The sequence below is a fragment of the Roseixanthobacter psychrophilus genome, assembly GCF_043195195.1.
Classification (GTDB): domain Bacteria; phylum Pseudomonadota; class Alphaproteobacteria; order Rhizobiales; family Xanthobacteraceae; genus NCEH01.
On sequence record NZ_JBAFWT010000033.1, the window covers coordinates 37,299 to 60,368 of the forward strand.

General features: G+C 62.4%; 22 protein-coding genes and 3 pseudogenes. 14 read left to right on the forward strand and 11 right to left on the reverse strand.

The features are described from left to right. Window positions 1-131: 131 nt before the first annotated feature. Window positions 132-1,514, forward strand: a complete 1,383-nt coding sequence (locus V5F77_RS22145; RefSeq protein WP_429007519.1) for a Fic family protein — start codon at window positions 132-134, stop codon at window positions 1,512-1,514. A gap of 302 nt (window positions 1,515-1,816) precedes the next feature. Here V5F77_RS22145 and trbG read toward each other — a convergent pair. The 5 genes and pseudogenes from trbG to V5F77_RS22170 form a co-directional block, all read right to left on the reverse strand. Then, a pseudogene (trbG, locus tag V5F77_RS22150) lies at window positions 1,817-2,878 on the reverse strand (P-type conjugative transfer protein TrbG). Between the two features lie 243 nt (window positions 2,879-3,121). After that, a pseudogene (locus V5F77_RS22155) lies at window positions 3,122-3,975 on the reverse strand (HpcH/HpaI aldolase/citrate lyase family protein). Between the two features lie 20 nt (window positions 3,976-3,995). Then, entirely contained in the window at window positions 3,996-4,853 is an 858-nt protein-coding gene (locus V5F77_RS22160; RefSeq protein WP_429007520.1) for an FAS1-like dehydratase domain-containing protein, read from the reverse strand. After that, window positions 4,853-6,013: an acyl-CoA dehydrogenase family protein gene (locus V5F77_RS22165; protein WP_429007521.1), complete on the reverse strand. Its 1,161-nt coding sequence runs from the start codon at window positions 6,011-6,013 to the stop codon at window positions 4,853-4,855. The genes V5F77_RS22160 and V5F77_RS22165 overlap by 1 nt, the downstream gene beginning before the upstream one ends. Window positions 6,014-6,103: 90 nt before the next feature. After that, window positions 6,104-6,661, reverse strand: a complete 558-nt coding sequence (locus V5F77_RS22170; RefSeq protein ID WP_429007522.1) for an NIPSNAP family protein — start codon at window positions 6,659-6,661, stop codon at window positions 6,104-6,106. Window positions 6,662-6,742: 81 nt separating this feature from the next. Between V5F77_RS22170 and V5F77_RS22175 the strand changes: the two genes are divergently transcribed. Further along, complete coding sequence (locus V5F77_RS22175; protein ID WP_429007523.1) at window positions 6,743-7,702, forward strand: LysR family transcriptional regulator; 960 nt, start codon at window positions 6,743-6,745, stop codon at window positions 7,700-7,702. An 11-nt stretch (window positions 7,703-7,713) separates the two neighbouring features. On the opposite strand, the gene V5F77_RS22180 is transcribed toward V5F77_RS22175, so the two are convergent. The 3 genes from V5F77_RS22180 to V5F77_RS22190 form a co-directional block, all read right to left on the reverse strand. Beyond that, window positions 7,714-9,264, reverse strand: a complete 1,551-nt coding sequence (locus tag V5F77_RS22180) for a class I adenylate-forming enzyme family protein (RefSeq protein WP_429007524.1) — start codon at window positions 9,262-9,264, stop codon at window positions 7,714-7,716. 65 nt (window positions 9,265-9,329) lie between these two features. Then, window positions 9,330-9,716: a Zn-ribbon domain-containing OB-fold protein gene (locus tag V5F77_RS22185; RefSeq protein WP_429007525.1), complete on the reverse strand. Its 387-nt coding sequence runs from the start codon at window positions 9,714-9,716 to the stop codon at window positions 9,330-9,332. Beyond that, complete coding sequence (locus V5F77_RS22190) at window positions 9,713-10,843, reverse strand: thiolase family protein (protein ID WP_429007526.1); 1,131 nt, start codon at window positions 10,841-10,843, stop codon at window positions 9,713-9,715. The genes V5F77_RS22185 and V5F77_RS22190 overlap by 4 nt, the downstream gene beginning before the upstream one ends. Before the next feature lie 208 nt (window positions 10,844-11,051). On the opposite strand from V5F77_RS22190, the gene V5F77_RS22195 reads away from it, so the two are divergent. The 9 genes from V5F77_RS22195 (at window position 11,052) to V5F77_RS22235 (ending at window position 18,847) form a co-directional block, all read left to right on the forward strand. Then, a complete protein-coding gene (locus tag V5F77_RS22195) occupies window positions 11,052-11,903 on the forward strand; it encodes an SMP-30/gluconolactonase/LRE family protein (protein WP_429007527.1) in 852 nt (283 codons plus the stop codon). 142 nt (window positions 11,904-12,045) lie between these two features. Continuing rightward, entirely contained in the window at window positions 12,046-12,999 is a 954-nt protein-coding gene (locus V5F77_RS22200; RefSeq protein ID WP_429007528.1) for an alcohol dehydrogenase catalytic domain-containing protein, read from the forward strand. A gap of 42 nt (window positions 13,000-13,041) precedes the next feature. Then, window positions 13,042-14,439 carry an MFS transporter gene (locus tag V5F77_RS22205; RefSeq protein WP_429007529.1) on the forward strand — a complete coding sequence of 466 codons (1,398 nt, stop codon included), beginning with the start codon at window positions 13,042-13,044 and terminating at the stop codon, window positions 14,437-14,439. After that, the gene (locus tag V5F77_RS22210; RefSeq protein WP_429007530.1) at window positions 14,436-14,867 is read left to right on the forward strand and encodes a Zn-ribbon domain-containing OB-fold protein; all 432 of its coding nucleotides are present in this window, start codon (window positions 14,436-14,438) and stop codon (window positions 14,865-14,867) included. Before V5F77_RS22205 ends, V5F77_RS22210 begins: the two co-directional genes overlap by 4 nt. After that, window positions 14,860-16,008 (forward strand): thiolase family protein, encoded by a 1,149-nt coding sequence (locus V5F77_RS22215; protein ID WP_429007531.1) that lies wholly within the window; start codon window positions 14,860-14,862, stop codon window positions 16,006-16,008. Before V5F77_RS22210 ends, V5F77_RS22215 begins: the two co-directional genes overlap by 8 nt. Then, window positions 16,005-16,577, forward strand: a complete 573-nt coding sequence (locus V5F77_RS22220; RefSeq protein ID WP_429007532.1) for a hypothetical protein — start codon at window positions 16,005-16,007, stop codon at window positions 16,575-16,577. The genes V5F77_RS22215 and V5F77_RS22220 overlap by 4 nt, the downstream gene beginning before the upstream one ends. Next, a complete protein-coding gene (locus tag V5F77_RS22225) occupies window positions 16,574-17,332 on the forward strand; it encodes an SDR family NAD(P)-dependent oxidoreductase (RefSeq protein WP_429007533.1) in 759 nt (252 codons plus the stop codon). The genes V5F77_RS22220 and V5F77_RS22225 overlap by 4 nt, the downstream gene beginning before the upstream one ends. A 3-nt stretch (window positions 17,333-17,335) precedes the next feature. After that, window positions 17,336-17,857, forward strand: coding sequence for a MaoC family dehydratase (locus V5F77_RS22230; RefSeq protein ID WP_429007534.1), 522 nt, complete (start codon window positions 17,336-17,338; stop codon window positions 17,855-17,857). A gap of 72 nt (window positions 17,858-17,929) precedes the next feature. Further along, a complete protein-coding gene (locus V5F77_RS22235) occupies window positions 17,930-18,847 on the forward strand; it encodes a LysR family transcriptional regulator (protein WP_429007535.1) in 918 nt (305 codons plus the stop codon). 13 nt (window positions 18,848-18,860) lie between these two features. Here the strand turns inward: V5F77_RS22235 and V5F77_RS22240 are convergent, their stop codons facing one another. The 3 genes and pseudogenes from V5F77_RS22240 to V5F77_RS22250 all read right to left on the reverse strand — a co-directional run. Continuing rightward, a complete protein-coding gene (locus V5F77_RS22240) occupies window positions 18,861-19,085 on the reverse strand; it encodes a DUF2274 domain-containing protein (RefSeq protein ID WP_429007536.1) in 225 nt (74 codons plus the stop codon). A gap of 1 nt (window position 19,086) precedes the next feature. After that, window positions 19,087-20,334, reverse strand: a complete 1,248-nt coding sequence (locus V5F77_RS22245; protein WP_429007537.1) for a TrbI/VirB10 family protein — start codon at window positions 20,332-20,334, stop codon at window positions 19,087-19,089. Next, window positions 20,331-20,531, reverse strand: a pseudogene (locus tag V5F77_RS22250) (TrbG/VirB9 family P-type conjugative transfer protein); the annotation flags it as partial. The gene V5F77_RS22245 and the pseudogene V5F77_RS22250, both read right to left, overlap by 4 nt. Before the next feature lie 400 nt (window positions 20,532-20,931). On the opposite strand from V5F77_RS22250, the gene V5F77_RS22255 reads away from it, so the two are divergent. From V5F77_RS22255 to V5F77_RS22265, 3 genes are read left to right on the forward strand one after another with little or no spacing between them, the layout of a single operon-like run. Beyond that, window positions 20,932-22,197 carry a tyrosine-type recombinase/integrase gene (locus V5F77_RS22255; protein ID WP_429007538.1) on the forward strand — a complete coding sequence of 422 codons (1,266 nt, stop codon included), beginning with the start codon at window positions 20,932-20,934 and terminating at the stop codon, window positions 22,195-22,197. Between the two features lie 50 nt (window positions 22,198-22,247). Then, window positions 22,248-22,616: a type II toxin-antitoxin system RelE/ParE family toxin gene (locus tag V5F77_RS22260; protein WP_429007539.1), complete on the forward strand. Its 369-nt coding sequence runs from the start codon at window positions 22,248-22,250 to the stop codon at window positions 22,614-22,616. Between the two features lies 1 nt (window position 22,617). Beyond that, window positions 22,618-22,989: an XRE family transcriptional regulator gene (locus V5F77_RS22265; RefSeq protein ID WP_429007540.1), complete on the forward strand. Its 372-nt coding sequence runs from the start codon at window positions 22,618-22,620 to the stop codon at window positions 22,987-22,989. Window positions 22,990-23,070: the final 81 nt, after the last annotated feature.

Consider the following 23,070-nt stretch of genomic DNA (forward strand, 5'->3'; position numbering starts at 1 on the left):
CGATCGGCGTCGACCCGCCGGGCCGGTGTACGATGCGGAGATTGCACTTGGTATACTCCGCATAAATTGCGGATATCGCCTCTTGCGCTTGCGGAGATTGGCCCTCACATTCTCCGCATGGAGCGCGGAGAATGCTAACCTATATCCATGAGCGGCCCGACTGGCCCCAGCTTCGCTGGGATCACGCGGCCCTGACCGCGCCGCTGGCGGCCGTGCGGCATCACCAGGGGCGATTGGTCGGCCGCATGGAGGGGCTCGGCTTCGAGCTCCGCGGCGAAGCCGTCCTGCAATCCCTGACCGAAGAGGTCCTCAAATCCAGCGACATCGAGGGCGAGCGGCTCGACCGCGCGCAGGTGCGCTCCTCGATCGCGCGGCGCCTCGGCATGGACATCGGGGCACTCGCCCCGGTGGATCGCCATGTCGAAGGGGTCGTGGAGATGATGTTGGACGCGACCCAGAACTACCGTGCCCCCCTGACCGAGGAGCGGCTGTTCGGCTGGCATGCCGCGCTGTTTCCCACCGGTCGCAGCGGCATGGCCAAGATCACCGTAGGCGCGTGGCGCACCGGACAATCCGGGCCGATGCAGGTCGTTTCCGGGCCGATCGGGCGCGAGCGTGTCCATTTCGAAGCGCCGGGCGCGGAGCGCCTCCCGGCCGAGATGCAGGCGTTTCTCGCGTGGTTCAACGCGCCCAGCGGCATCGATCCCGTCCTGTTCGCGGCCGTAGCCCATCTGTGGTTCGTCACCATCCACCCGTTCGAGGATGGCAACGGGCGCATCGCCCGCGCCATCGCCGACATGGCGCTGGCGCGCTCGGAGAGTTCGCCTCAGCGGTTCTACAGCATGTCCGCGCAGATCCGGATCGAACGGACAACCTATTACGAGACCCTGGAGCGAACCCAGAAGGGTGATCTCGATATCACGGCGTGGCTCGCTTGGTTCCTGGAATGCCTGGACCGCGCCTTCCATGGGGCGGAGGCGGTCCTTGCCACGGTTCTGCGCAAGGCGCGGTTCTGGGAGGCCCATGCCGGGAGCGCCCTTAACCCACGCCAGCGCCTCGTGGTCAACCGCCTGCTCAACGGCTTCGAAGGCAAGCTGACCTCGTCCAAATACGCCACCCTCGCCAAGTGCTCGCAGGACACCGCCGCCCGGGACATTGAGAACCTGTGTGGCAAGGGCATTCTGGCCCGGGATCCGGCCGGCGGGCGGAGCACCAGCTACAGCCTTATTGCCAGCGCCGCCGGCGCCCTGGAGGCGGTGGCGCGCTGGGTCCTGGCACACGCCGACAAGGCCGCTCGGGATGGGCCGGGATGGCCCAGCCCGGAGGAGGAGCGGGCTCGGATGGAGCGCATTCAGGCCATCGGCCGTGAGCTACAAACGCTTGCGCGCGAGTCCTACGCGACGCCGAGCTATGCCGACTTTGAAACAAGGCTGCGCGCGCTCCACTCCTTGGGGCTTTTCCCGGACGATCGATTGGTTGGCGCTGTCGCGATGGCCATCCAACGCGGCCTTTAGATGAAATGAAAGTCCAGCAACAATAATATCGCAGGCCGGCGCGCTCTCGCGCCAGCATTTGCGCGCTTCGCGTGGTGTCACCGGGTGTTCGGCGGTGCCCTTCTCGCCACGCGGTCGATGGCATCCGTGACCGTGCGATGCAGCGCGGCCGGCAGGTGGTGTCCCATGCCGTCGATCAGCATGAACTCTGCGCCAGTGACGTCGCCCCTACGACCTAATCCGGTTTGAAGTTAGCTCTGGCCCAACTTGAAGCGCTCCCCATTTCTAGGCCATTCGGAGCTGGAAAATTCCGGGGTTAGGGCTCATTCCGGCGGGGATGCCGGAGAGCCATTCATGAGCGGGATCGGCGGCTTGTTGCCGATCGAGCTGTGCGGCCGAACCTCGTTGTAGTCTCTACGCCAAGCCTCCATTTTCGCCTACGCGTCGTGAAGGCTCTTGCACCAGTGCGTATTCAGGCATTCCGCCCGGAACTTGCCGTTGAAGGACTCGATGAAGCCGTTGTCCGTCGGCTTGCCAGACCGCGAGAAGTCCAGCACCACGCCTTTCTTATACGCCCACAGGTCAAGATCCCGACTGACGAACTCGGATCCCTGATCCACCCGGACGCTCTGCGGATAGCCCGTGCTCCGGCAGAGGCGGTCGACGATCATGTAGCTGCCGCGCACGCGATAGTTCACGAGTTCGGAAGTGTCGCCTTGCGGGCCGACCACGAAGATTGGCGGCATCTCGCCCCGGGCGATGCCGCGAGGAAACTCGATGAACACCTGCTGGCCGTCGTCGAAGGCGCGCAGGGGCCGCCAGGGCGCCCGGTCGCCCGTCACCTCGTAGCGGAAGTTCACTTTGGTCAGGTCGATGCCGGTGGCGACGGGCTGCACCGCCTGTGTCTCGGCATTCTGGCGCCTCAGGGCGATAAGCTGGTCCTGGGGATACTGCCAGGAAACCGAGGCCATGTAGGTCTTCTCGGTGGAGCGCAGTTCCATGTGATAGGTGCGCAGATTGGTGTTGATGACGAGATTTCTGGTGAGGTCCGGTCGCGTGGGCTTCACCAGGATGTGGACCTGCTTGGCCGTTCCCGCGCCGCTCTCGGTGTCGCCGATGATCCAGCGTACCGTGTCGCCGGCAGCCACGAGCCCCGTGCCCACCAGTTGTTCGCCGGGCTGCAGGGCGATGTCCGTGACCTGTCCGGGCGCGGCATAGACTTGATAGAGGGCGCCCTCGACGAAGGGATAGACCTGCATGGCGTTGATGAAGCCGCTGCGCACGGGCTGAACGCTGGCGGCCGCATTGGCCTGGTTCACCCGGGAGGCAGGGCCGGTCACTTCCGGTTCTGCCTTGCCGTCCTTGCCAACCGGCTTCACTGGCAAACAGAAAGTTGCCAGCCCTCGTCGGCGCGGAACACGCAATCACAAGCAGTCCAATGGACTGACGAAGGAAGGCCGCTGGTGGAATCGTGAAACGGTGCGGAAAGCCCAAGCCCTATGCCGCGTGAAGGCCCGCGCTTTGTCGTCGCTGCCGAAGAGTACAACGACGCGATGCTCTCCACACCGCGACATCGTCTCTGGGGGCTTCCTCGTCCTTGCTGACAACGACGATGGTCTTGGAGCCCTTCACGCCGACGAGATTGTGTATGAATCTGGAGATGGGGAAGGCGATCTCCTAAGCCGGCCGAGGATGGCCCGGGCGCGGATCCGGACAGGCGCGTCGACCATCGCCCTGTCGATGGCTGCCGCACCGTCCTGGCTGGCGAGAACTTTCCGCGCCCAGGCGACCTCGGCGTCGTCCGGTGCGAAGCCGGCGCGGATCGGCACAATCTGGCGGGGGTGGATGGCGAGCTTGCCACCGAAGCCCAGATCGCGCGCGTGACGGGCATCGGCCGAGATCGCGCTGGCATCATCGATGCTCGTCGTCACGCCATCCACCGGCGCGGCGAGACCGGCAAGGCGGGAAGCGAGCACGAGTTCGCTGCGGGCCGCGAGCAGCGCCTCGCGGATATGCGCGCAGCCCGATGTCGGCGCAGAAGTCGATGCTACCGAAGGCGATGCGGGCGACATACGCCGTTTCGGCGAGGTGGCGAGGTGGCGAGGTGGCGAGGTGGCGAGGTGGCGAGGTGGCGAGCGTCAGCGAGGCCCCGCGCGCTTTCCACCAGAGCGACCACGGGAACGGGCGAGGCTCTGCACAGCGATGTGAACGCCTCGCTCGCCTCCACCTTCGGCACCATGACGCCGGAAATGCCGTGCCCGGCAAGCGCCGCCACGTCGGCGGCATGCCAGGGAGTTCCGAGCCCGTTCACGCGCACGAGGACCGGAACCGATGCGAAACCGGAGCGCAGAGCTGCGCGCGCCGCGTCCTTGGCGTCGGCCGCCACCGCATCCTCGAGGTCGAGGATGACTGCATCGGCACCGGCTGCGGCGGCCTTCTCGAACCGCTCCGGACGATCGGCCGGCACGAACAGCGAGACCACAAAATCAAGCGCCGGCGCGGTCACCACGAGGCCTCCGCAGCCATGGAGACTGGCCCCCCTTCGCGCGCGGTCCACAGCTTCAGCCCGTCTGCGTCGGCTGTCGCGTGTAGCGCGAAGGTGTCGGTGTCGAACAGAGGGGAGAGGCCGCGGAAGCTGAAGCGCGCAGGGGGCGCCCCGCGGAGTTCGGCGGCATAAGTACAGAGCAGAGCCGCCTGCATAGGGCCCTGGACGACGAGAGCCGGATAGCCTTCGACCTCGGTCGCGTAGGGCCGGTCGTAATGGATCCGATGGGCGTTGAAGGTCAGCGCCGAATACCGGAACAGCAGGGGCGTGCCGGCAGTCATCGGCTTGACGTGGTCGCCCGTCTCAGCCGGCGACGGCGCGTTGCCGGAGCTGGCCGGGATGTCGGCGCCGCGATAGACGACGTCCTGCCGCTCCTCGATCGCCAGCACGCCGTTTGCCTCGACACGGTGCTCTACCGTGACGAAGCAGAGCGGCCCGGTCCGGCCATCTTTCAACGCCACGTCGGCGATGCGCGAGACCCGCTTCACGCCGTCGCCCACCTTCAGGTCGCCGTGGAAGGTGAGCGCGCCGCCTGCCCACATGCGCCGCGGCAGCGGCACCGGCGGCAGGAAGCCGCCGCGTGTGGGATGGCCGTCCGGCCCGAGTTCCGCCGTCGGCACGGCCGGCTGGGCCAGGCAGAAGTGGATCAGGCGCGGCACGGGCTCGCCATGGGCCGGCGGCGTGCCGGGCGCATCGAACATGGCGTGGTATTTGCGCGCGAGATCCTCGCTGATGACCTCGGCACCGGTGTCCTCGCGGCCGATCCAGGATTTGAGGCGGGCCATATCGATCACGGGCTGGCCGGGCGCGGTCATCAATATGACCTCGGCATGCCGAGCACATGCTCGGCGATAAAGCTCAGAATGAGATTGGTGCTGATCGGCGCCACTTGATAAAGCCGCGTCTCGCGAAATTTGCGCTCAACATCGTATTCGGCAGCGAACCCAAATCCACCATGGAATTGAAGACACGCATTCGCCGCCTTCCAGGATGCCTCGGCCGCTAGGTATTTCGCCATGTTAACTTGCGCGCCGCAGGACTCGCCCGCATCGAACCGGCGACAGGCGTCGAAGCGCATGATGTTTGCCGCCTCAATATCGATATACGCTTGCGCGATTGGGAACTGCACGCCCTGATTTTGGCCGATGGGCCGCCCGAACACCATCCGCTCCTTGGCGTAGGGCACAACCTTGTCTATGAACCAGTAGCCATCGCCGATGCATTCGGCTGCAATCAGGGTGCGTTCGGCATTCAGGCCATCGAGAATATACTTAAACCCAAACCCTTCCTCGCCGATCAGATTCTCTGCCGGTATCTCAAGATTATCGAAGAACAGCTCGTTCGTTTCGTGGTTGACCATGTTCGGAATGGGCCTTGCTGTCATTCCATGGCCTATGGCTTCGTGCAGATCCACAAGGAAGATTGACATGCCCTCTGATTTTCGCTTGACCTCGGCGAGGGGCGTCGTGCGCGCGAGCAGAATCATTAAATCCGAATGCTGAACGCGCGAGATCCAGACCTTTTGTCCATTTATGATATATCGGTCTCCCTTCCGGACAGCTGTGGTCTTAATCTTGGTGGTATCCGTGCCCGTCGTTGGCTCGGTAACAGCCATGGACTGCAAGCGCAGTTCGCCGGAGGCGATACGAGGGAGGTATTGCTGCTTTTGCTCCCGCGAACCATGCCTGAGCAAAGTGCCCATATTGTACATCTGGCCATGGCAACTGCCGGAGTTTCCGCCAGCGCGGTTGATCTCCTCCATGACGATGGAGGCCTCGGTCAAACCTAGTCCGGAGCCGCCGTATTCCTCGGGAATGAGCGCAGCGAGCCAGCCGGCTTTCGTCAGCGCGTCAACGAACGCGCCCGGGTAGGCGCGTTCTTCATCCACTTTGCGGTGGTACTCAGCAGGGAAATTTACGCAAAGGGCTCGAACGGCCTCACGTAATTCCATGTAACCTTGAGCGATGTTCAGCATGATTTACTCCAACAACAATGCGTCGAGATTTAGGGGGCGCGCACAGATCGCCGCCGCATGGGTGTTTCCCGGCTCGGAGGAGTACCGGATTCACTTGATCCGCGAGAAACGTGTTGGCCGCCATATTTGCCGATCCGTCCCCGCAAATGTGGCCGAGGCGTCCAGCTGCGCATCTGCCAAATGGTCCAAGGCAAATCCGCGTCCGACAGTGCCGGTGATCGCCTGCCAATAGCCAATGCTCGGGTTATGACCGCTTGGAAGTCCTGACGGTAAGAAGCTGGCCACAACTGGACCGCCATCGCGCGGCGAGGACATTGCCCGCTTGAGCGTCGCCTCAGCCTCCGGCATGAGAACAAAAAGCTGGCCGTGCAGCCTGGCGAAGGTGTCTGTAACGGCCGGTACGAGGTCACGGATCCAGGCTGGATCCTGGTAGAGCGCCGCGCGCTGGCTGATACGCGCTTCCACGCTCTCGTAACCCCAGATATGATTGACCTGATCGAGTTCCCCGGTCTCGGTCGGTCCGCTAAACCAAAAACCGATCGGCTCCGCATACCGGCTCAGTACGGGGAAGCCTTTTGCTTCGAAAATAGCGAGATAGTCTGACAGGCGACCAAGCTTCAGCTTGTACGTTCTCAGTTCGTAAATCATGGAGGACACGCTTTCATTTTGCTTCTTTAGTCTCCCCGAAATCTGCTACTAAACGCGAAAGAGAATTTCGGAGGAAGCGGGATGGAGCTGCGGGAGTTGCGGTATTTTCGAACCGTAGTGGAGTGCGGCAGCTTCTCGAAAGCAGCCGTCAAGTTGATGGTTGCCCAGCCTTCGCTGAGCCGGCAGGTCCGCGCGCTCGAGCATGAACTGGGATTGCCGCTGCTTCGGCGGAGCGCCCGCGGCGTATCGCCTACGGACGCGGGAAAGGTGTTGCTGGAGCGCACGCTGCGACTTGAGGAGGATGTGGACGGCATCCGTCGATCGTTCGCGACGATGGCAAGTCAAGTTAGGGGAAGACTCCGCGTGGCGGTGCAGGCGCCCGTGTCGTTCGTCCTTCTGCCTGACCTGGTGAGAAACTACAGAGCACGTTATCCAAACGTAATACTGGAACTCGTTGAGGGTTTCAGCGGTGACGTGATCGAAAAACTGCTTTCCGGCGTGATTGACGTCGCGATTGTCGACATCCCCAGCACGCCAATTGCCGAGCTGAGTGCTACTCCGCTCTGGGTTGAAACATTCAGCTTGTTCGGCTGGACGGGCGCTCCTGCCATCCAGCCCGACAGGAGGACGCCGGTGACCTTGGCCGAGATCGCCGAACTGCCGCTGATCGCCGCGAGCGCGCGCCATGCCATACGTTATCTTGTGGAGGCAGCTTTTGAGCGTCGATCCCTGAAGTTCCAGCCCGTGATCGAAGCCAACGGCGCGCTGATGATCTTTGAGTTGGTTCGAGCTGGCTTGGGTTATGCAGTAATGCCAGCCAGTGTCTTCCGCCCGCATTACGCCTTCTGCGAGCTGCGCTCTGCCGAGATTGAAACTGTTATCCGACGCACAATCAGTATCACGGCGCGGTCCTCGGTCGCCGAGGATCGGGCGATCTCGTCGTTTCGGGAGATGGCACTTGAGCTGCTCCCTGAGCTGACCAAGTCGACCCGCTTCGGGCCGGTGGCGCTCTATGCGCTCGCGCAAGATAAAGGTCAGTAGACCATCCGCGCTCATTCGAACAACTCGGCGAGGCGCGCGCGATGGATCTTAAGCGTCGTCGTTAGGGGCAGCATGTCCATCGACACGGACTGAAAACGTCTGGGAACCTTGAATGCGGACAGTGACGCGCGACAATGTGCGGTCAAGTCGTCCGCAGAAAACGACACGCCATCGACGAGCACGATGAGGGCGCCCACAACTTCCTCCCGAGTCGGGTCTGGAAGACCTGTGACGAAGGCTTCGCGGACGCAGGGATGAGCGCGAAGGATCTCCTCCACCTCTGCGGGCGATACATTCATGCCGCCGGTCTTGATCATCTCCTTCAGGCGACCGCGAAAATGCAGATATCCGTCCTCGTCTAGCGCGCCAAGATCGCCAGTCCGGAAAAAGCCGTCTCTGTCGAACGCATTTGCCGTCGCGGTCGGGTCTTTGTGGTAGCCGGCCATGATGCAGCCGCGTACGCGGATTTCTCCCTCCTGACCGCTCGGAAGCGTCTGCTCTGTCGCAGGGTCGACGATGCGAAGCTCGCTGCCGGGCAACACGCGGCCTGTGCTGGTTAAGCGTTTGCCGATAGGATCGTCCACGTCGGTAACGGTAGAATTGCCATATCCCTCTGTGAATCCAAAGATATGGCAGATGTCGGGCGCCAACCTATCGATAACCTCGCGCATGAGTGTAGCGGATCCAAAGGTTAAACCAGTTCTGAGCGTGGTGATGTTGCGCTCGCTCAGCCGGGGCAGGTCCAGAAGCGATTGCATGATGTTCGCGGTGCCATATATCGCTGTGCATCGAAACCGCTCGATTAAGGACACCGCCGCCTCGGCATCGAAGTGCTCCAATAGAACGATGTGGGTCGCGTGGGTCAATGCGGCCATCATTGCGTTGGAGCAACCGAATCCCCAAAACAACGAAATCGGAAGCAAAAGTACGTCATTTTCGGTCAGATGTTGGCGCTCGCCGATATCGCAGCAATTCTTTAGCAGCCCCCAATGGGCGAGACGCACGCCCTTCGGCAACGCGGTCGAACCTGACGTGTAGAGAAGGAGGGCGATATCATCGGACCTTACCGCTGCATGCATCGCGGCGACCTCGCCATCACACAAGGTATCGCCACTCGCCAGGAACTCGTCCCATCCGACCATGCCGTCGGCGGTCCCCTCAAGAACGACGACGCGCTGCAGGGAGGGGAGTGATGTATTCCAGGGACGCAAGGAATTGAGCATTGCGACGTAGTCACTTCGCAGGAACGTACGTGCCATGATGAGCAAGCGCACATCAGCATGGGACAGGACGTAGCCAAGCTCGCGACGCGTGTACCAGGTGTTGACGGCTACGATTGTTGCGCCGAGGTATTGAGCGGCAAAACAGCTCACGATCCATTCGGCACGGTTGCCCATGAGGATCCCGACCGAGTCGCCCGGGCGTATACCTGCCGCACGGAGCGCCTTGGCCAGACGAATTGCTGCAGCCCGGAGCTGGCTGAATGTCAGGGTGCCGTTCACATCGGTCACGGCGGCGCGATCGGGGCGAGCTCTGGCCAGCTCGTCGATCAGATCCGCCAATGTCGCGCTCCTGCGGACAATGTCGCCGGCGGGCGGTCCAGCGACATGGGATGCCGATGTGGGAGTCATTTCACTTCTCCTTCTTCAAATCGGGCTACGACCCGGCCGGGGCTCGTCTTCACGAAGGTCGCGCGGACCATCGTCCCGATGGCGGGAATTGAAGCGAGGTCGGCGGGGTTGGCGTAGAACATTGGGCCTTCCGCAAGCCGCACAAGGATCACCGTGTAGGGCAGCGGCAAGTCGAGGTCAGCAAAGTATTCGCGGTGAAACTGGCAAGCCGCCTCGACGACCCCGCGCCCGCTCGAGGCGCGCCATTCCACCTCGGGTGAATGGCAGCGCGGGCAGATGGCAACGGCGGGAAGCCAACGGTGCTCGCACTTTCGGCAGAAGGGCAGGCGCAGCTCGCCAGCCGCAGTTCCCGCCCAGAAGCCGTCGAGGAAGGCTTCGCTCATGGCTCTGCACCATAGATTATGCTCGAGCATTGCGGCGCAGCCGTCATCACATGGATCAGCTCCGCATTGGCGATCTGCCGGCCAGTGGCCTGCCCACGCAGCTGGCGCACGGCCTCCACGTTGAGGGCCCAGCCCTGCATATAGCTTTCGGACAGGTGGCCTCCGGAGGTGTTGGTCGGCCATTTTCCGCCGAGGCGCAGCCTGCCATCCTGGACGCTTCTCCACGCGGTGCCGGGCGCGCAGTAGCCGAACCCTTCGAGGGCAAACAGCACCACCGGCGTAAAGTTATCGTAGATCATCAGCCCAGACATATCCGTGGGTTTTACCCCGGCCTCGCCAAATGCTGACTCGCCCGCGCGACCCATGGCGCCGCGCCAATAGTCCTCGGACGGAAAGCTCGTGTGGCGAAAGTCCGACGCGTGGGCACAACCGCGCACGAATACAGGGGGAGGGCCTTCGGGTTCGACCAAGGTCGCGTCACTCAAGATGATCGCGACCCCGCCATCGTTGATCAGGCAGTAATCAAGCAAATGGAGGGGAGCCACGATCGGCCGGGCTGCCGCGTGATCCTCGGCTGTCATCGGAGTGCGCATGACCGCGCCCGGATTGCGAGCCGCATGGGCTCGGAATGCGACAGAAATTTCAGCCAGATGCGCACGGCTCGCGCCGAACTCCGCCATGTAGCGGCTGAACATCAGCGCGTGCAATGCGCCCGGTGAGGTCATCCCGGAGGCAGCCCAGAGCGGGTCATTTCCATACGGCCCCGGCGGCATTCCTCGGCCACCATAGATCATGCCTGCCGATTTTCCGTTATTGCCGTATACGAGCGCGACGCGGCGCGCACGGCCTGACGCGATGGCGAGGCACGCGGTTTCGATTGCAATCCCGGCCATCCGGCCGGTCGGCGGCATGACAAGGGAGAAGTCCGGCGCCAAGCCGGCGGCTTCAGCAAAGCCGGCATTGTCGGCTATGCGCGTGACGATGAGGCCATCGATTGCAGCCGCCGGGAGATTGCAGTCCGCCAATGCCTCTCGCAAGGCCCAGAGCCCCAGATCGGTCGCGGTATAGCCCGACAACGCGCCAAACGCGGTCGTTCCGATGCCAACGACCGCGACACGACTGCGCAACGACCCTCGTGACACGCGTTTCCAGCCCTATGGTTATTTTGCTTAGGCCAATGGCTAAAGGACGCCATACCCGCGGACCAATACCTTTCAGGCCTAAGTCGTATACGATCTCGTACGGAGCTGACGCTTAGCCGAAGGGGTATTTGTTGCTGACAATCAAGAATGACGTAGGCGGGCCAGCCGCCGCACGTGGAGAGGAAACAGTAGTATGCGCCGTGTCGAAGCCCGGGCGGACGAACTGGGAGAATGCCCGACCTGGGATGCGCATTCCCGCCGTCTTTTGCGCATCGACGTAACCGGCCGTCGGTTCCTGTCCTGCGAGTTCGATGGTGGACAGCCTGAGACGCTCAGCCTCGCCGAAATCCCTGGCAGCTTCGCACTGCGGCGCCACGGCGGGCTGCTCATGGCCTATCGCCGCGGGCTCGCGTTACGGGATCCTGCCGGAAACGAGACGCGGCTCGCGTTGCCTGCGGATTGGGACGGCAGCCGGGAACGATTTAACGACGGTGCCTGCGATGCGTACGGCCGATTTTGGGTCGGCACGATGGACAGGCGCCTGCATGACACGGTGGGAGCGCTTTATCGGGTCGAATGCGACCTGACGGTTCGCAGAATGGCCTCCGGTTTCGGTCTCTCGAATGGGATCGCGTGGAGCCCCGATAACAAAACGATGTATCAATGTGACTCGCGGCCTCCTGTCATCTACGCTTACGACTTCGACCTCGAGGCGGGCGTAGTAGAAAACCGCCGGACATTGGTCGAGTTTTCCTCTGAGATGGGCCTGCCGGACGGCTGTGCCGTGGATGCCGAGGGATTCCTTTGGGTTGCCGCGCCACAGGCGGGCCAAGTCATGCGCTTCGATCCGGCTGGCAAGCTAGAACGCGCCGTCCGGACGGTCGCGGCAAGTCCCACCAGCGTGACTTTCGGCGGCACCGACTGGCAGACCTTATTCATAACATCGATGCAACCGCACGAAGTATCACCGGGTCCTGCCGACGGGGCCGTCTTCGCATGGGATGCGCCTGTTGCTGGACTTCAGCTGAACAGCTTTGCGGCCTGAGGAGGACCATCATGAATCAATTCCAATTGGCGCGCGCGGACGTCTCATCCACATGAGGGCAATGGTCGTTCGAGAGCCGGGCGGACCCGAAGCCCTTCGCTGCGAAGTCGTTTCCGACCCATCGCCGGGCCGAAGAGACGTGGTGATCAAGATCAACCGATGCGGCGTGTGTATGCACGACGTCGCCGTCCGCGATGGCACACTCCGCCGCGGCGTTCAAATGCCGTGTATCCTGGGTCACGAGATCGCCGGTGAGGTGGTGGCGGTTGGTGCGGATGTCACCACTCTCAAATATGGCGATCGCGTCGCAACAGTTCAGCGTGCCTTCGTCTGCGGCCAATGCCGGTTTTGCCGCTCCGGCCGCGAGACGTTGTGCCCCAGCGCCCGTTTCCTGGGCGACGTCGAAATGGTTGGTGGCTACGCTGAATATGTCTCTTTGTCCGAGGACAACGTGGCTGTCGTGCCGGATGGTGTGACGGACGATCAGGCAGCCATAGCGGCGTGCACTGTCGGTACGATCCTGAACGCAATCAATGACGTTGGCAAAGTCCGGCCGGGCGAAAGGGTGCTGGTCACGGGTGCGGGGGGCGGCCTGGGCATGCACGCGGTGCAACTTGCACGCTTGGCTGGCGCGGAGGTGATCGCTCTGACCTCCTCTCCGACCAAGGCGGATCAAGTGCGGGCCGCCGGGGCGGATGTCGTAGTGGTGTCCGGCCGCGGTGAGGATTTTTCCCGAGCGGTGCGGGACGCAACCAATGGAGAAGGCGTCGACGTTGCCATCGACAACGTGGGTACGCCTGTCTTCGATGGCATTCGTCGGAGTATGGCTCTGGGCGGCCGTTGGGTTCTGATTGGCCAGGTCACTGGTCAGTTTGTGCCGTTCAACCCGGCCCAGCTTTTTCTGCGGGGGATCTCGATGCTGAGTGCCACGAGCACGACGCGCGAGCAATTGCGGACATCCCTCCGATTGATCGAGCAGAAGCGAGTCACTCCCGTGATCCAAGAGGTGCTTCCTCTCGAAGAGGCAACCCAAGCGCATTCGCGGGTTGAGCGCGGCCAGGTGCTCGGCCGCCTGCTTCTCGACCCCACAGAATGACCGAATAATCGGCAAAAAAAGAAAAGATCACAAGGAGGAAACATGAATATCAACGAGGCGATCGACAAGCAAAAAATAGGATCATTTCAGGCCCTCGTCGTCATACTGGGTTTTTTAATTATCATGGCCGACGGGTTGGACGTGGTGATTATGGGGTTTATCGCTCCGCAACTTAGGGTGGAGTGGGGCGTAAGTCCGCAGATGCTCGGGGTGCTGTTCAGCGCCGCTCTGCTCGCCCAGGTGTTTGGCGCGGCTATTTCCGGCCCGCTGGCCGACCGGTTCGGTCGGAAGGTCGTGGTCTTGTCGAGCTTGGTGTGGTTCGGCGGGGGGACGGCCGCTGCAGCTTTTGCCACTGATGCTACGACGCTCATTCTATTGCGCTTCATCGCAGGCCTCGGCCTGGGTGCCGCGCTCCCCAATACGATTACGTTGGTCGCGGAATACGTGCCGCGGCGGGCACAATCCTTTCTAGTCAATGTTGCAACATGTGGTTTTACCGTCGGGGCGGCCTGCGGTGGCCTTGTTGCAGCTTGGATCATTCCCGCTTTTGGCTGGCGTGGAGTGCTGGTGTTCGGGGGCGTCTTTCCGTTGCTGGTTGCGCTGGCCTCGACGATCTGGTTGCCCGAATCGGTCAGCTTTCTCCTTGCCCGGAGCTGCGATCAGGCGCGTGCCCGGCGATTGGTTCAGCGCCTCGGGATTTATCTCACGGAGACGACCATGCTGACATTGTCTGCGTCTGAAAAAGAGGCGGCAGGCCCGGTCCGGACACTGTTGCTGCCCCGCTACCGTTTCGGGAGCATCATGCTCTGGCTGTCGTACTTCTTCGTCCTGTTTGCGGTCTACTTGCTGAGCAGCTGGTTGCCGACGCTGATCAAGGACGGTGGCGGTTACACCGTGTCCGACTCGGCGATTGCCGCTGCAATGTTCCAGGTCGGCGGGCCGGCGGGTGTCTTGGCGATCGGCTGGTTGATGGATCGCAACTCCAAAACCCTGGTGATCGGCACTGCGCTTCTAGCCGGCGCGGTGATGATGATCGGCGTCACTCAGATCGAGACGAACTTCGTGATGTTGTGCGTCGCGGCGGCCCTGATCGGCTTCTGCCTGAACGGCAGTGCCGTTGGGATGAATGCTCTGGCGGCCGCTTTCTATCCGACCACGGCGAGGGCGACCGGCGTGTCGTGGATGACCGGCTTCGGTCGCGCTGGAGCCACGCTGAGCGCGATCGCCGGTGGCCTACTGCTGGGCTGGGGTTGGAAGGCCGACGCGGTTTTCAGTGTGCTGTCCATCCCCGTACTCGTCTGCGTGCTAGCCATGCTCCTGTTCGGGCGTCACGAGCGGCGCAGGACAGAAACGCCCGGGCTGTCAGTTGCCTCCGGACCGGCCGACGGAGACGGACTCAGCGGTGCCCTCGCGACCGTTAACAAGGAGCGGGCTCGATGAGCGAACAAATCGACCGTCCAGGAACATGTGCAATCCGTAGCGGATTATTCAAGACGGACCCGCCGCGGCTGATTGGTTCAGCGTGCCGAGATTGCGGCGTCCATACGTTCCCGGCGCGCGAGTTCTGTCCCGAGTGCGGATCTGAGCAGGTGACGCCGGATGTCGCGCTTGCGCCCACAGGCCGTCTCTACAGCTTTACCACGGTACGTCAGGCGCCCCCCGGACGGCGCACCCCTTACAATCTCGGCTATGTCGATCTCGATGACGACGTGCGGGTTATGGCGCAGGTCGAGGCCGATCCCGCGACACTGCAGATCGGCATGCCGCTGCACCTGCGCATTCAGACTGTCGGGCGTCAGGACGACCTCGATCTGATTGGCTACGTCTTCATCCCGTCCGACATCGATCAGGAGGTTCCGAATGAGTGAGATCTTCGTTGCAGGTGTCGGCATGGTGCGGTTCGGCAAGTACGGGCCACAAATCACGCTGGAGCGACTAGCAACTGAGGCAGCCCGCAATGCGCTACGCGACGCCGGTGCCAATCGTCGGCAAATTGAAGCTGTGTTTGTCGGCCACGTCTTCGGTGGTCCGGTTGCAGGCCAGCGGATCGCGACAGAGATCGGGCTCGGCGGCCTTCCGGTCAGCAATCACGAAAACTACTGCGCGAGCGGAGCAACCGCGCTGCGGGAGGCTTGGACTGCGATCAAGGCCGGTCTGTACGACGTCACCCTGGTCATCGGAGTCGAGAAGATGACTGACCGCGTAAAAGGCGGCGTGGCGCCTGACCCGAATGATTTGGACGCCATGCAAGGCTACGTGATGACGGCCGGCCATGCGCTCAGCGCCCAGCGCTATATGCACGACCACGGCGCGACGCGAGAGCAGATCGCCAGCGTTGCCGTCAAGAACCACGCCCATTCTCGACACAACCCTTATGCCCAGTATCAGCATGCGGTCAGCTTGCAGGACGTGTTGAACGCGCGGCCCATCGCGGACCCGCTCGGACTTTTGGATTGCAGTCCGATCAGCGACGGCGCGGCAGCGGCTGTCGTGTGTAGCAAGCGTGGGCTGGAACGGCTTGGCATCAACGGTACGCGGCCGCAGGTCCGGACAGTGTCACTGGTGAGCGGAAAGCTCCGCAGCGGGACCGGCGACATTAACGAGGAGGACATTTCTCGACGCGCAGGGCGACTGGCCTACGAGATGGCGTCAATCGCGCCCGACGACCTCGATTTGGTCGAAATGCACGATTGTTTCACCATCGCCGAAATTGTCCGGATGGAAGGCCTCGATTTGATTCCAACGGGGCAAGGCGCCGCGTGGACCGAAGCTGGCAAGACATCAATCGGAGGCACGCTTCCGGTCAATCCCAGCGGCGGTCTGCTCTCCCGCGGCCATCCAGTCGGCGCGACAGGAATGGCACAGGTCTGCGAGCTTTACTGGCAACTCACCGGGCAGGCAGGAGGGCGCCAAGTCGAGGATGCAAAGCTTGGTCTGGCCTATTGCAAGGGCGGCACCGTTAGCGGCACGGATGGCGGCTCGGTCAGCGTTGTGGTCATGTCGGCATGAACGGACAGCGTTTCATACTGGTCCACAACGGTTCAGACACGCTCGCGCTGACGGCTCTGCTCCGTGGGGCCGACCACGAGGTCGTCACGGTCGAGGGCTTTGGCAAGAACTCCGACGACGAGGCCGAAGCCGCACGCGTGCTGATGATCGGGGGCCTGTTCGATTGCATGGTCCTCGCGCCGCCTGTCCCGGAGGGCACCGGATCCACGGCAGTCGCCGACACGCTGTGCCGAAGTTTCGCGCTGATCAAGACGGCCCTTGCCGCTTGGGGATCAGACATGGACGGGAGGATCGTCGTCCTCCTGTCAAGCGAGGCCGCGATGGGCGATCCCTCGAACCCGGCCGGATCGGCACTCGCCGGCGCAATGCTGAGCCTCAGCCGTACAGTCGCGCTTGAGTGTCGTAAGGGGCGCAATACCATCAACACCATCATGTTCGACTCAGTGGAGCGCAACGCCGACGCTGTTGCCCTCCAGATCGGAGCACTCGCGCATCCCGCATCCCGCGGCGTGAGCGGCCAGGAGATTTTTGCAGCCGGTGCCAGCGACGTGGGGAGATTACATCCGTGAGCGATCTTCCCCATTCCTGCATCATCACCGGTGCCGCAGGCGGTATCGGCCGCGCCGTCAGTCTCAGTCTCGCAAAAGCCGGCATCAACCTGGTTTTGACGGATCGGAATGTCGAGCAGCTTCGCCTGCTGGAAAAGGATGCCGCCGGACTTCCCGGCCGTATGGTGGGCCTGCCTGGTGACATGCTCGACGCGGATTTGGCCGAGAAGCTGTGTGATCACGCGCGTGATGCCTTCGGCGGCATAGACTTACTGATTAACTGCAGCGGTTTCCTTGAAGATGCGCGCGTCGAAAAGATGCCAGTTGAACTTTTTCGCAAGTTGATCGACATAAACCTGATTGCGCCGATGCGGCTGGCAGATGCGGTCACGCCCACCATGCGGGACGCCGGATTCGGCCGGATCATCTCGCTGTCCTCTCGGGCGTGGCTCGGGAACTTCGGATCGGCGGGATACAGCAGCGCGAAAGGCGGTGTGGTGGGGTTCTCGCGTTCGCGCGCGCTCGCCCTGGCGCAGTATGGGATCACCGTGAACTGCATTGCGCCCGGCTTCATTGATACACCGATGGCGCGTTCCCTGCCGCCACACATCATGGAACGGGTGCTTCGTTCCATCCCCGTCGGCCGAGCCGGAACGGTGGACGACATTACGTCGCTGATCCTGTTTCTGGCATCTCGGGGCAGCGGCTACATCACCGGCCAGACTTTTGTTGCCTGTGGCGGCCGAAGCATCGGCAGCCCTATTTCAGGAGCATAGCGAGTGAATGCGAACGATAAACCTTGGCGTGATCGCTTCTTCGGAGATTTTTCAGTCGGAGACACATGCAAGCACCGCAACGCGCGGACGCTGACCACTTATGACAACATTCTTTTCACCTCGCTTACACAGAACCCGGCGCCCCTGCATCTCAATCATGATTACGCGCGCGCGGCCGGGCACGAGCGCGTGCCGTTCAACAGCACCTTCACCCTCGCGCTGGTAACCGGGCAGTCGGTCGCCGACCTGACCCCCAACGTCATGACCAATCTCGGCTGGTCGGATGTCAGGCTACCGGCTAGCGCGTATGAGGGCGACACGATCTACAGCCAATCGACCGTTAAGTCGTTGAGGGAGTCGAGATCCAACGAGCGCGTCGGAATCATGGACATCGATACGGTCGGCCACACGCAAACCGGTCTTATCGTCATCGCATTTACGCGCACGGTGATGATCTACAAGGCCGGCTTTGCTCCGTCTATTCCAAGACCGGAACCGGCTCCCGACAGGAGCAATAAGCAATGACATCCATGACGAATCCTCATCGTCCGTTGGGAAGGGCCGCAACGTCGCCAAAATGAGGGGCGAAGTTGATAAATGAAAGCGCAGTTTGAAATCGGATTTAATCTGCAACAAATTTTGTCGTTTATCGCCGCTGCAGAGTTTGGGAGCTTTCGTAGGGCAGCGAACAGTCTGAATATCCAGGAGTCGGCCATTAGCCGGCGTGTCCGGGACCTGGAAGATCAGATCGGTACATCCCTGTTCATTCGGCATTCCGGCGGGGTTATTCTTACGTTGGCTGGGCAGCGCTTTTTCGCCCGAGCGAGATCGGCATTAAGCCAGTTGGATGAAGGCGCAAGGGAGGTGGGAGCCATCGGCCGCTCGGAGACGGGCCATCTGAGCGTGGGACTATTCACCTCCATCGCCTCCGGATTCGTTTCGCGGCTGTTCGCTGCCTACGACGACAAGTATCCGAATGTTGAGGTCTCGTTCCATGAGGGATCGGCGGCACATCACCTGCTATCGATAAACAAATCGCAGCTCGACTTGGCGCTTACGATCGGGAACCGGCAGGCCCATCCTTATGACGCGCACAAGCTATGGCGGGAGCAGGTGTTCGCAGCGATTTGGGATGGGCATCCGTTGGGCGCCAAGAGTGAACTAAATTGGAGAGATCTCGCGCACGAAGTTTTTTTGGTGCGCCCCGGCGGCCCCGGCGACGAGGTCCGCGAGTATCTCAGCCTCCGATTGAGTGAGATCGGATTCAGGCCTCGGTTCCTAGCTCAGAATATTGGGCGATATCGTTTATTGGGTTTTGTGGCGTCACGTCGAGGCGTCGCGCCCATGCTGGCGTCGGAGACCACCATTTCAATTCCAGGTGTGATCTACCGACCGATCGCGGGAGAGATCCTCCCCTTCTTTGCTATCTCCTCTCCAAAAAACGACAATCCTGCCGCTCGGACTCTTCTCAGTCTGGCTCGGACGTTGAGCCGTTCGGAAGCATCGTCCGCCTAGGGATGCGTCCCTCCTATCCGTCGTTGCGCCGCCGGGCCTTCGCAAATCCGCGATCAGTCGCCATGAAGCGTTCGAGCATCGGAACGATTAGCCGGATGGGATCTGCGATGGGGTTACCCATCTCGCCACCCAGGACCTGGGCGTAAGCGACAAGGTCACGATGCAGCTTCGCCGGTAGCTCCACGGTCACCTTCACGGGCTTGTCGTCGAGGATCTCACTGAGTTTCAGCTTCGGCATGTCATCCTCCGTAAGGTTCGAGAACGAGATCGCGCGTGACGATGACCCGCACCGGGAAACCCGGCCGGATGGTCAAGGTCGGCGCGATGTTGAGCTGACGCTGGACGATCTGGCGTCCGGTCTGGCTGATGCTGTCGGATGCGCCTTGGCGCAGGGCGCTGGCGAGGTCGCTGTCGCTGCCTGACGTGCCTGCGCTCACCCCGACGCTCAAGATGGTGGAGAGCACGGCCGCCCTGAACAGCTCGCCCCAGTGATAGTCGACGCCATCTTCAAGGCCGGCGTAGCCCTCGGCGTCGGCTCCAGGCTGGCGCTCCAGCACGATAGAGCGGCCATTGGGGAAGATAAGGCGGTTCCAGACCAGGAGCACCCGGCGCTGCCCGAAGCCGACGCCATTGTCGTACTGGCCGATGATGCGGGTGCCCTGAGGGATCAGGAGGATCCGGCCGGTCGGGCTGTCATGGACATTCTCGGTCACCTGGGCGGTGATCTGACCCGGCAGGTCGGATCGGATGCCGGTGATCAGCGCTGCAGGGATGACCGCGCCTGTCTGCAGGATATTGGCCGAGGCCGGAGCCATCACGCGGTCGGGCGACACGGTGCGCCGATCCACCGCCTGGTTGAGGAAGGCGAGCTGGCGCTCCTGGGCCGTCGGTGTCGCCGCCGGCGGGGCGAAGCCAAGGGATGCGAGATCGGGGACAGGTGCCGCCGTTGTAACCGACGCTGCGCCCGCCTGTTGCGCCACGACAGGGCTTGCCGGCCGCGTGTTGGTCTGGGCGAACAGCCGTCCTGTCCGCGCCGCCTCGGTCTCCTGCTGCTGGCGCTGCTCCTCGGGGCTGAGGGCGGGATTGGCCATGCCTCCCATCGTCGGGATCGACGGTTGCGCTGCCGTCTGCGCATGGAGGATGGGCCGACCGAGGTCGCCGGGCAGAGGCGGCCCGAGCTTGGGGATGCCAGTGTAATCCTTCGGCAAGCCAGCGAGCCCATCCGGCGTCGCCTTGACGTCCGTGGCGTACAGCTCCTGGCCGGGTCCGTGGTCTTTCCGCGCCTGAAGGGCGTAGATCAGCGCACCGCCGATCCCGAGGCCAGCAACCAGCCCCAGCCCGGCCAGAACCTTGCGGGACAGGCGGGTCACCTGCGGCGGCTCGGGCCGCAGCCGCATGGCCGCCACAGCCTCCCCCGTCAGCGGCCGGGCGCCGTCATCGCCAGCCGACCCCAGCCCTTTCTCCTTCCCGGAATCGATGCCGCTCATAGGACCTGCCTCCCGTCGGTTCGGGAGATCCTCACGCGCTTCTGATCCTTGTCGGCGCCGAAGCGCAACTCAGCCGCGGCAAACAGGCGGTCGACGATCATGTAATTGCCGCGCACGCGATAGTTCACGAGCTCGGAGGTGTCGCCTTGCGGGCCGACCACGAAGATTGGCGGTATCTCGTCCTGGGCGATGCTGCGCCAAGCTCCAGCGAACCGTGGGCGCTGACAGCAGGGCTTTTCCTGGGCCGGCATTCTACGAGACAGTGACCCTGCACAAGATCCTGAAGGCCCGTTACGATGGAAACGCCCCGAAGGGCGCCCATTAAACATCTGATTTTCTTGAGAAAATTTGGAGCGGGCGATGGGATTCGAACCCACGACCCCAACCTTGGCAAGGTCCAGATTGCCCTTCGCCCCACCACTCTCCGCCTCTCTACATCGCTATAAAACAATAATTTAAGGAAACATCGCTACGCTCACCTCCGACCGATCCGCCCTCCGTTTGCGCCGAACTGCTTACATAGTGCTTACATTTTTTGGCAGGCCTGATAATGTAAGCAGATCGGATCGCAAAGAGGAAGGCGTCATGAGCGGGAGGTTGACCAAGACGGCCGTCGAAGGCCTGACGCCGCCGGGCAAGCAGGGCGAACAGAGCTTCCTTTGGGATGGCGAATTGAAGGGCTTCGGGATCCGGGTCATTCACTCTGGCCTGAAGACCTTCATCCTTCAGTACCGAGATGCCGACGCCCGGACCCGCCGGATCAAGCTCGGGCGCTTCGGCGCGATCACGGTTGAGAACGCACGCGATCTCGCCAAGGTGAAATTCGGCGAACTGGCCAAGGGTAATGATCCGGCGAAGAAGCCCGACACACGGAGGAAAACGACCGTGGCGGCGCTGTGCGATTGGTATCTCGAGGAAGCCAAGGCCGGCCGCATTCTCGGGCGCCGGAACCGGCCGATCAAAGCCTCGACGCTCGCGATGGACAAGAGTCGGATCGAAACCCACATCAAGCCGCTCTTGGGCAAAGCGCTGGTCCACACTCTCAAGATCGCCGACATCGAGCGCATGCAGTCAGACATCGTCGGGGGGAAAACGGCCAAGCCACGCGGCGAGGGTCGAGGCGGCGCGACCACCGGGGGGCCTGGCGTCGCCGCGCGCACCGTGTCGACGTTGCAAAGCATCCTCGGGCACGCAACACGCCTCGATCGCATCGAAGCTCATCCGAGCAAGGGCGCTCGGAAACTGGCCGGGAAGAAGAAGAACCGGCGTTTGAGCGTTCCCGAGATCGTGAAGCTCGGCCAGGCGATGCGTCATGCGGCGCTCAGGGAAACCGAAAGCTCCATCGCGCTCGCCATCGTGCAACTGCTGCTTCTGACCGGGTTTCGGATTTCCGAGGGGCAAAACCTCGAACGTGAATGGGTCTCCGCCGCGGAAGGCTATGTGGGCTTTCCCGACACCAAGGGCGACGCCCAGGTCAGGGCAATTGGCCCCTCTGCCGTGAAGCTGATCGCACGGCAGCCGGTGCGCGTGAATTCCCCCTATGTCTTCCCGTCCGAGGTCGGCGAGGGGCACTACACCGCCGCCAAGGCTTGCCTGGAACGGCTGTGCGCGTCGGTCGGCATTGAAGGCGTCACGCCCCACACGTTGCGGCACACGTTCGCGAGCGTCGCGGGAGACCTGGGCTTCTCGGAGCTGACCATTCGGGCCTTGCTCGGTCACGGCTCCCAGAGCGTGACCCAGGACTACATCCACATCGACGAGGCGCTGAAGTTGGCCACGGCTCGCACATGCGAGGAAATCGCGTCGCTGCTGGACAAGGGGGAATCGGCCAAGGCCGCCGCCTCTCCCAAGAAGGCGGCCTGACCTTGGGACGCGACATTCTCTTGACCCGACATAGCTTGAAAGCTATATAGATGGCGTGGGACGTTGCTTTCCACGATGAGTTTGTTCCGGAGTTCAGGGTGTTCGAGGCGTCTGTCCAGGATGGCTTGCTTGCTGTTGCCAAGCTGTTGGCCGACTACGGTCCCCAACTCGGCCGGCCGCATGCCGATACGCTCAAAGGGTCAAAGCACGCCAACATGAAGGAGTTGCGGTTCGAGGGAGCAGATGGTGAATGGCGCGCTGCGTTCGCTTTCGATCCGGAGCGGCGGGCGATCTTGCTGGTGGCGGGCGACAAATCCGGTGGAAGTCAGAAGCGCTTTTATCGTCAGCTTATCGCCAAGGCCGATTCCCGGTTCTCCGCTCATGTGGAAAGCCTGAAGGCTGGAAAGAGGAAGATGTGAGATGGTCCGGAGCCTGAACGACATGCTCGCCGAGCTTCCGCCTGAGCGCCAGGCGGGGGTGGAGGGACGTTACCAGGGACTCAAGCAAGAGGTTGAAGGCCTGCGGGAGCTGCGGCAGATCGCTGGAAAAGCGCAACTCGAAATCGCTGAAGCGCTGAACATCAAACAGCCGTCCGTGTCGAAAATCGAGAAGCAGGCAGACATGTATCTTTCGACATTGCGCAGCTATGTCGAAGCCGTCGGGGGCAAGCTAGAGTTGGTGGTAAAGCTGCCGCGCCGTCCGGTGCTACATCTTCAACATCTCGGCGAAGCGACAGACCCTGTGCCAGTAATCTCGAGGCCGCGCGGCCGTCGCCGTGCCGCGGCGTCGTGACATGGCCTAATGTCGAGCCATCATAATCTTCCCAGCTCAAAGCGGCGAGGGGGCGAACTGGGGACGAGCGTGCAAACTAGC

Excerpts from the sequence above, each read along its gene's own strand:
- V5F77_RS22145 (WP_429007519.1), top strand. The coding sequence starts at position 132 with ATGCTAACCTATATCCATGAGCGGCCCGACTGGCCCCAGCTTCGCTGG.
- V5F77_RS22175 (WP_429007523.1), top strand. The coding sequence starts at position 6,743 with ATGGAGCTGCGGGAGTTGCGGTATTTTCGAACCGTAGTGGAGTGCGGC.
- V5F77_RS22220 (WP_429007532.1), top strand. The coding sequence starts at position 16,005 with ATGAACGGACAGCGTTTCATACTGGTCCACAACGGTTCAGACACGCTC.
- V5F77_RS22245 (WP_429007537.1), bottom strand. The coding sequence starts at position 20,334 with ATGAGCGGCATCGATTCCGGGAAGGAGAAAGGGCTGGGGTCGGCTGGC.
- V5F77_RS22170 (WP_429007522.1), bottom strand. The coding sequence starts at position 6,661 with ATGATTTACGAACTGAGAACGTACAAGCTGAAGCTTGGTCGCCTGTCA.
- V5F77_RS22205 (WP_429007529.1), top strand. The coding sequence starts at position 13,042 with ATGAATATCAACGAGGCGATCGACAAGCAAAAAATAGGATCATTTCAG.
- V5F77_RS22235 (WP_429007535.1), top strand. The coding sequence starts at position 17,930 with ATGAAAGCGCAGTTTGAAATCGGATTTAATCTGCAACAAATTTTGTCG.
- V5F77_RS22185 (WP_429007525.1), bottom strand. The coding sequence starts at position 9,716 with ATGAGCGAAGCCTTCCTCGACGGCTTCTGGGCGGGAACTGCGGCTGGC.
- V5F77_RS22260 (WP_429007539.1), top strand. The coding sequence starts at position 22,248 with ATGGCGTGGGACGTTGCTTTCCACGATGAGTTTGTTCCGGAGTTCAGG.
- V5F77_RS22160 (WP_429007520.1), bottom strand. The coding sequence starts at position 4,853 with ATGACCGCGCCCGGCCAGCCCGTGATCGATATGGCCCGCCTCAAATCC.
- V5F77_RS22215 (WP_429007531.1), top strand. The coding sequence starts at position 14,860 with ATGAGTGAGATCTTCGTTGCAGGTGTCGGCATGGTGCGGTTCGGCAAG.
- V5F77_RS22265 (WP_429007540.1), top strand. The coding sequence starts at position 22,618 with ATGGTCCGGAGCCTGAACGACATGCTCGCCGAGCTTCCGCCTGAGCGC.
- V5F77_RS22210 (WP_429007530.1), top strand. The coding sequence starts at position 14,436 with ATGAGCGAACAAATCGACCGTCCAGGAACATGTGCAATCCGTAGCGGA.
- V5F77_RS22195 (WP_429007527.1), top strand. The coding sequence starts at position 11,052 with ATGCGCCGTGTCGAAGCCCGGGCGGACGAACTGGGAGAATGCCCGACC.
- V5F77_RS22165 (WP_429007521.1), bottom strand. The coding sequence starts at position 6,013 with ATGCTGAACATCGCTCAAGGTTACATGGAATTACGTGAGGCCGTTCGA.
- V5F77_RS22240 (WP_429007536.1), bottom strand. The coding sequence starts at position 19,085 with ATGCCGAAGCTGAAACTCAGTGAGATCCTCGACGACAAGCCCGTGAAG.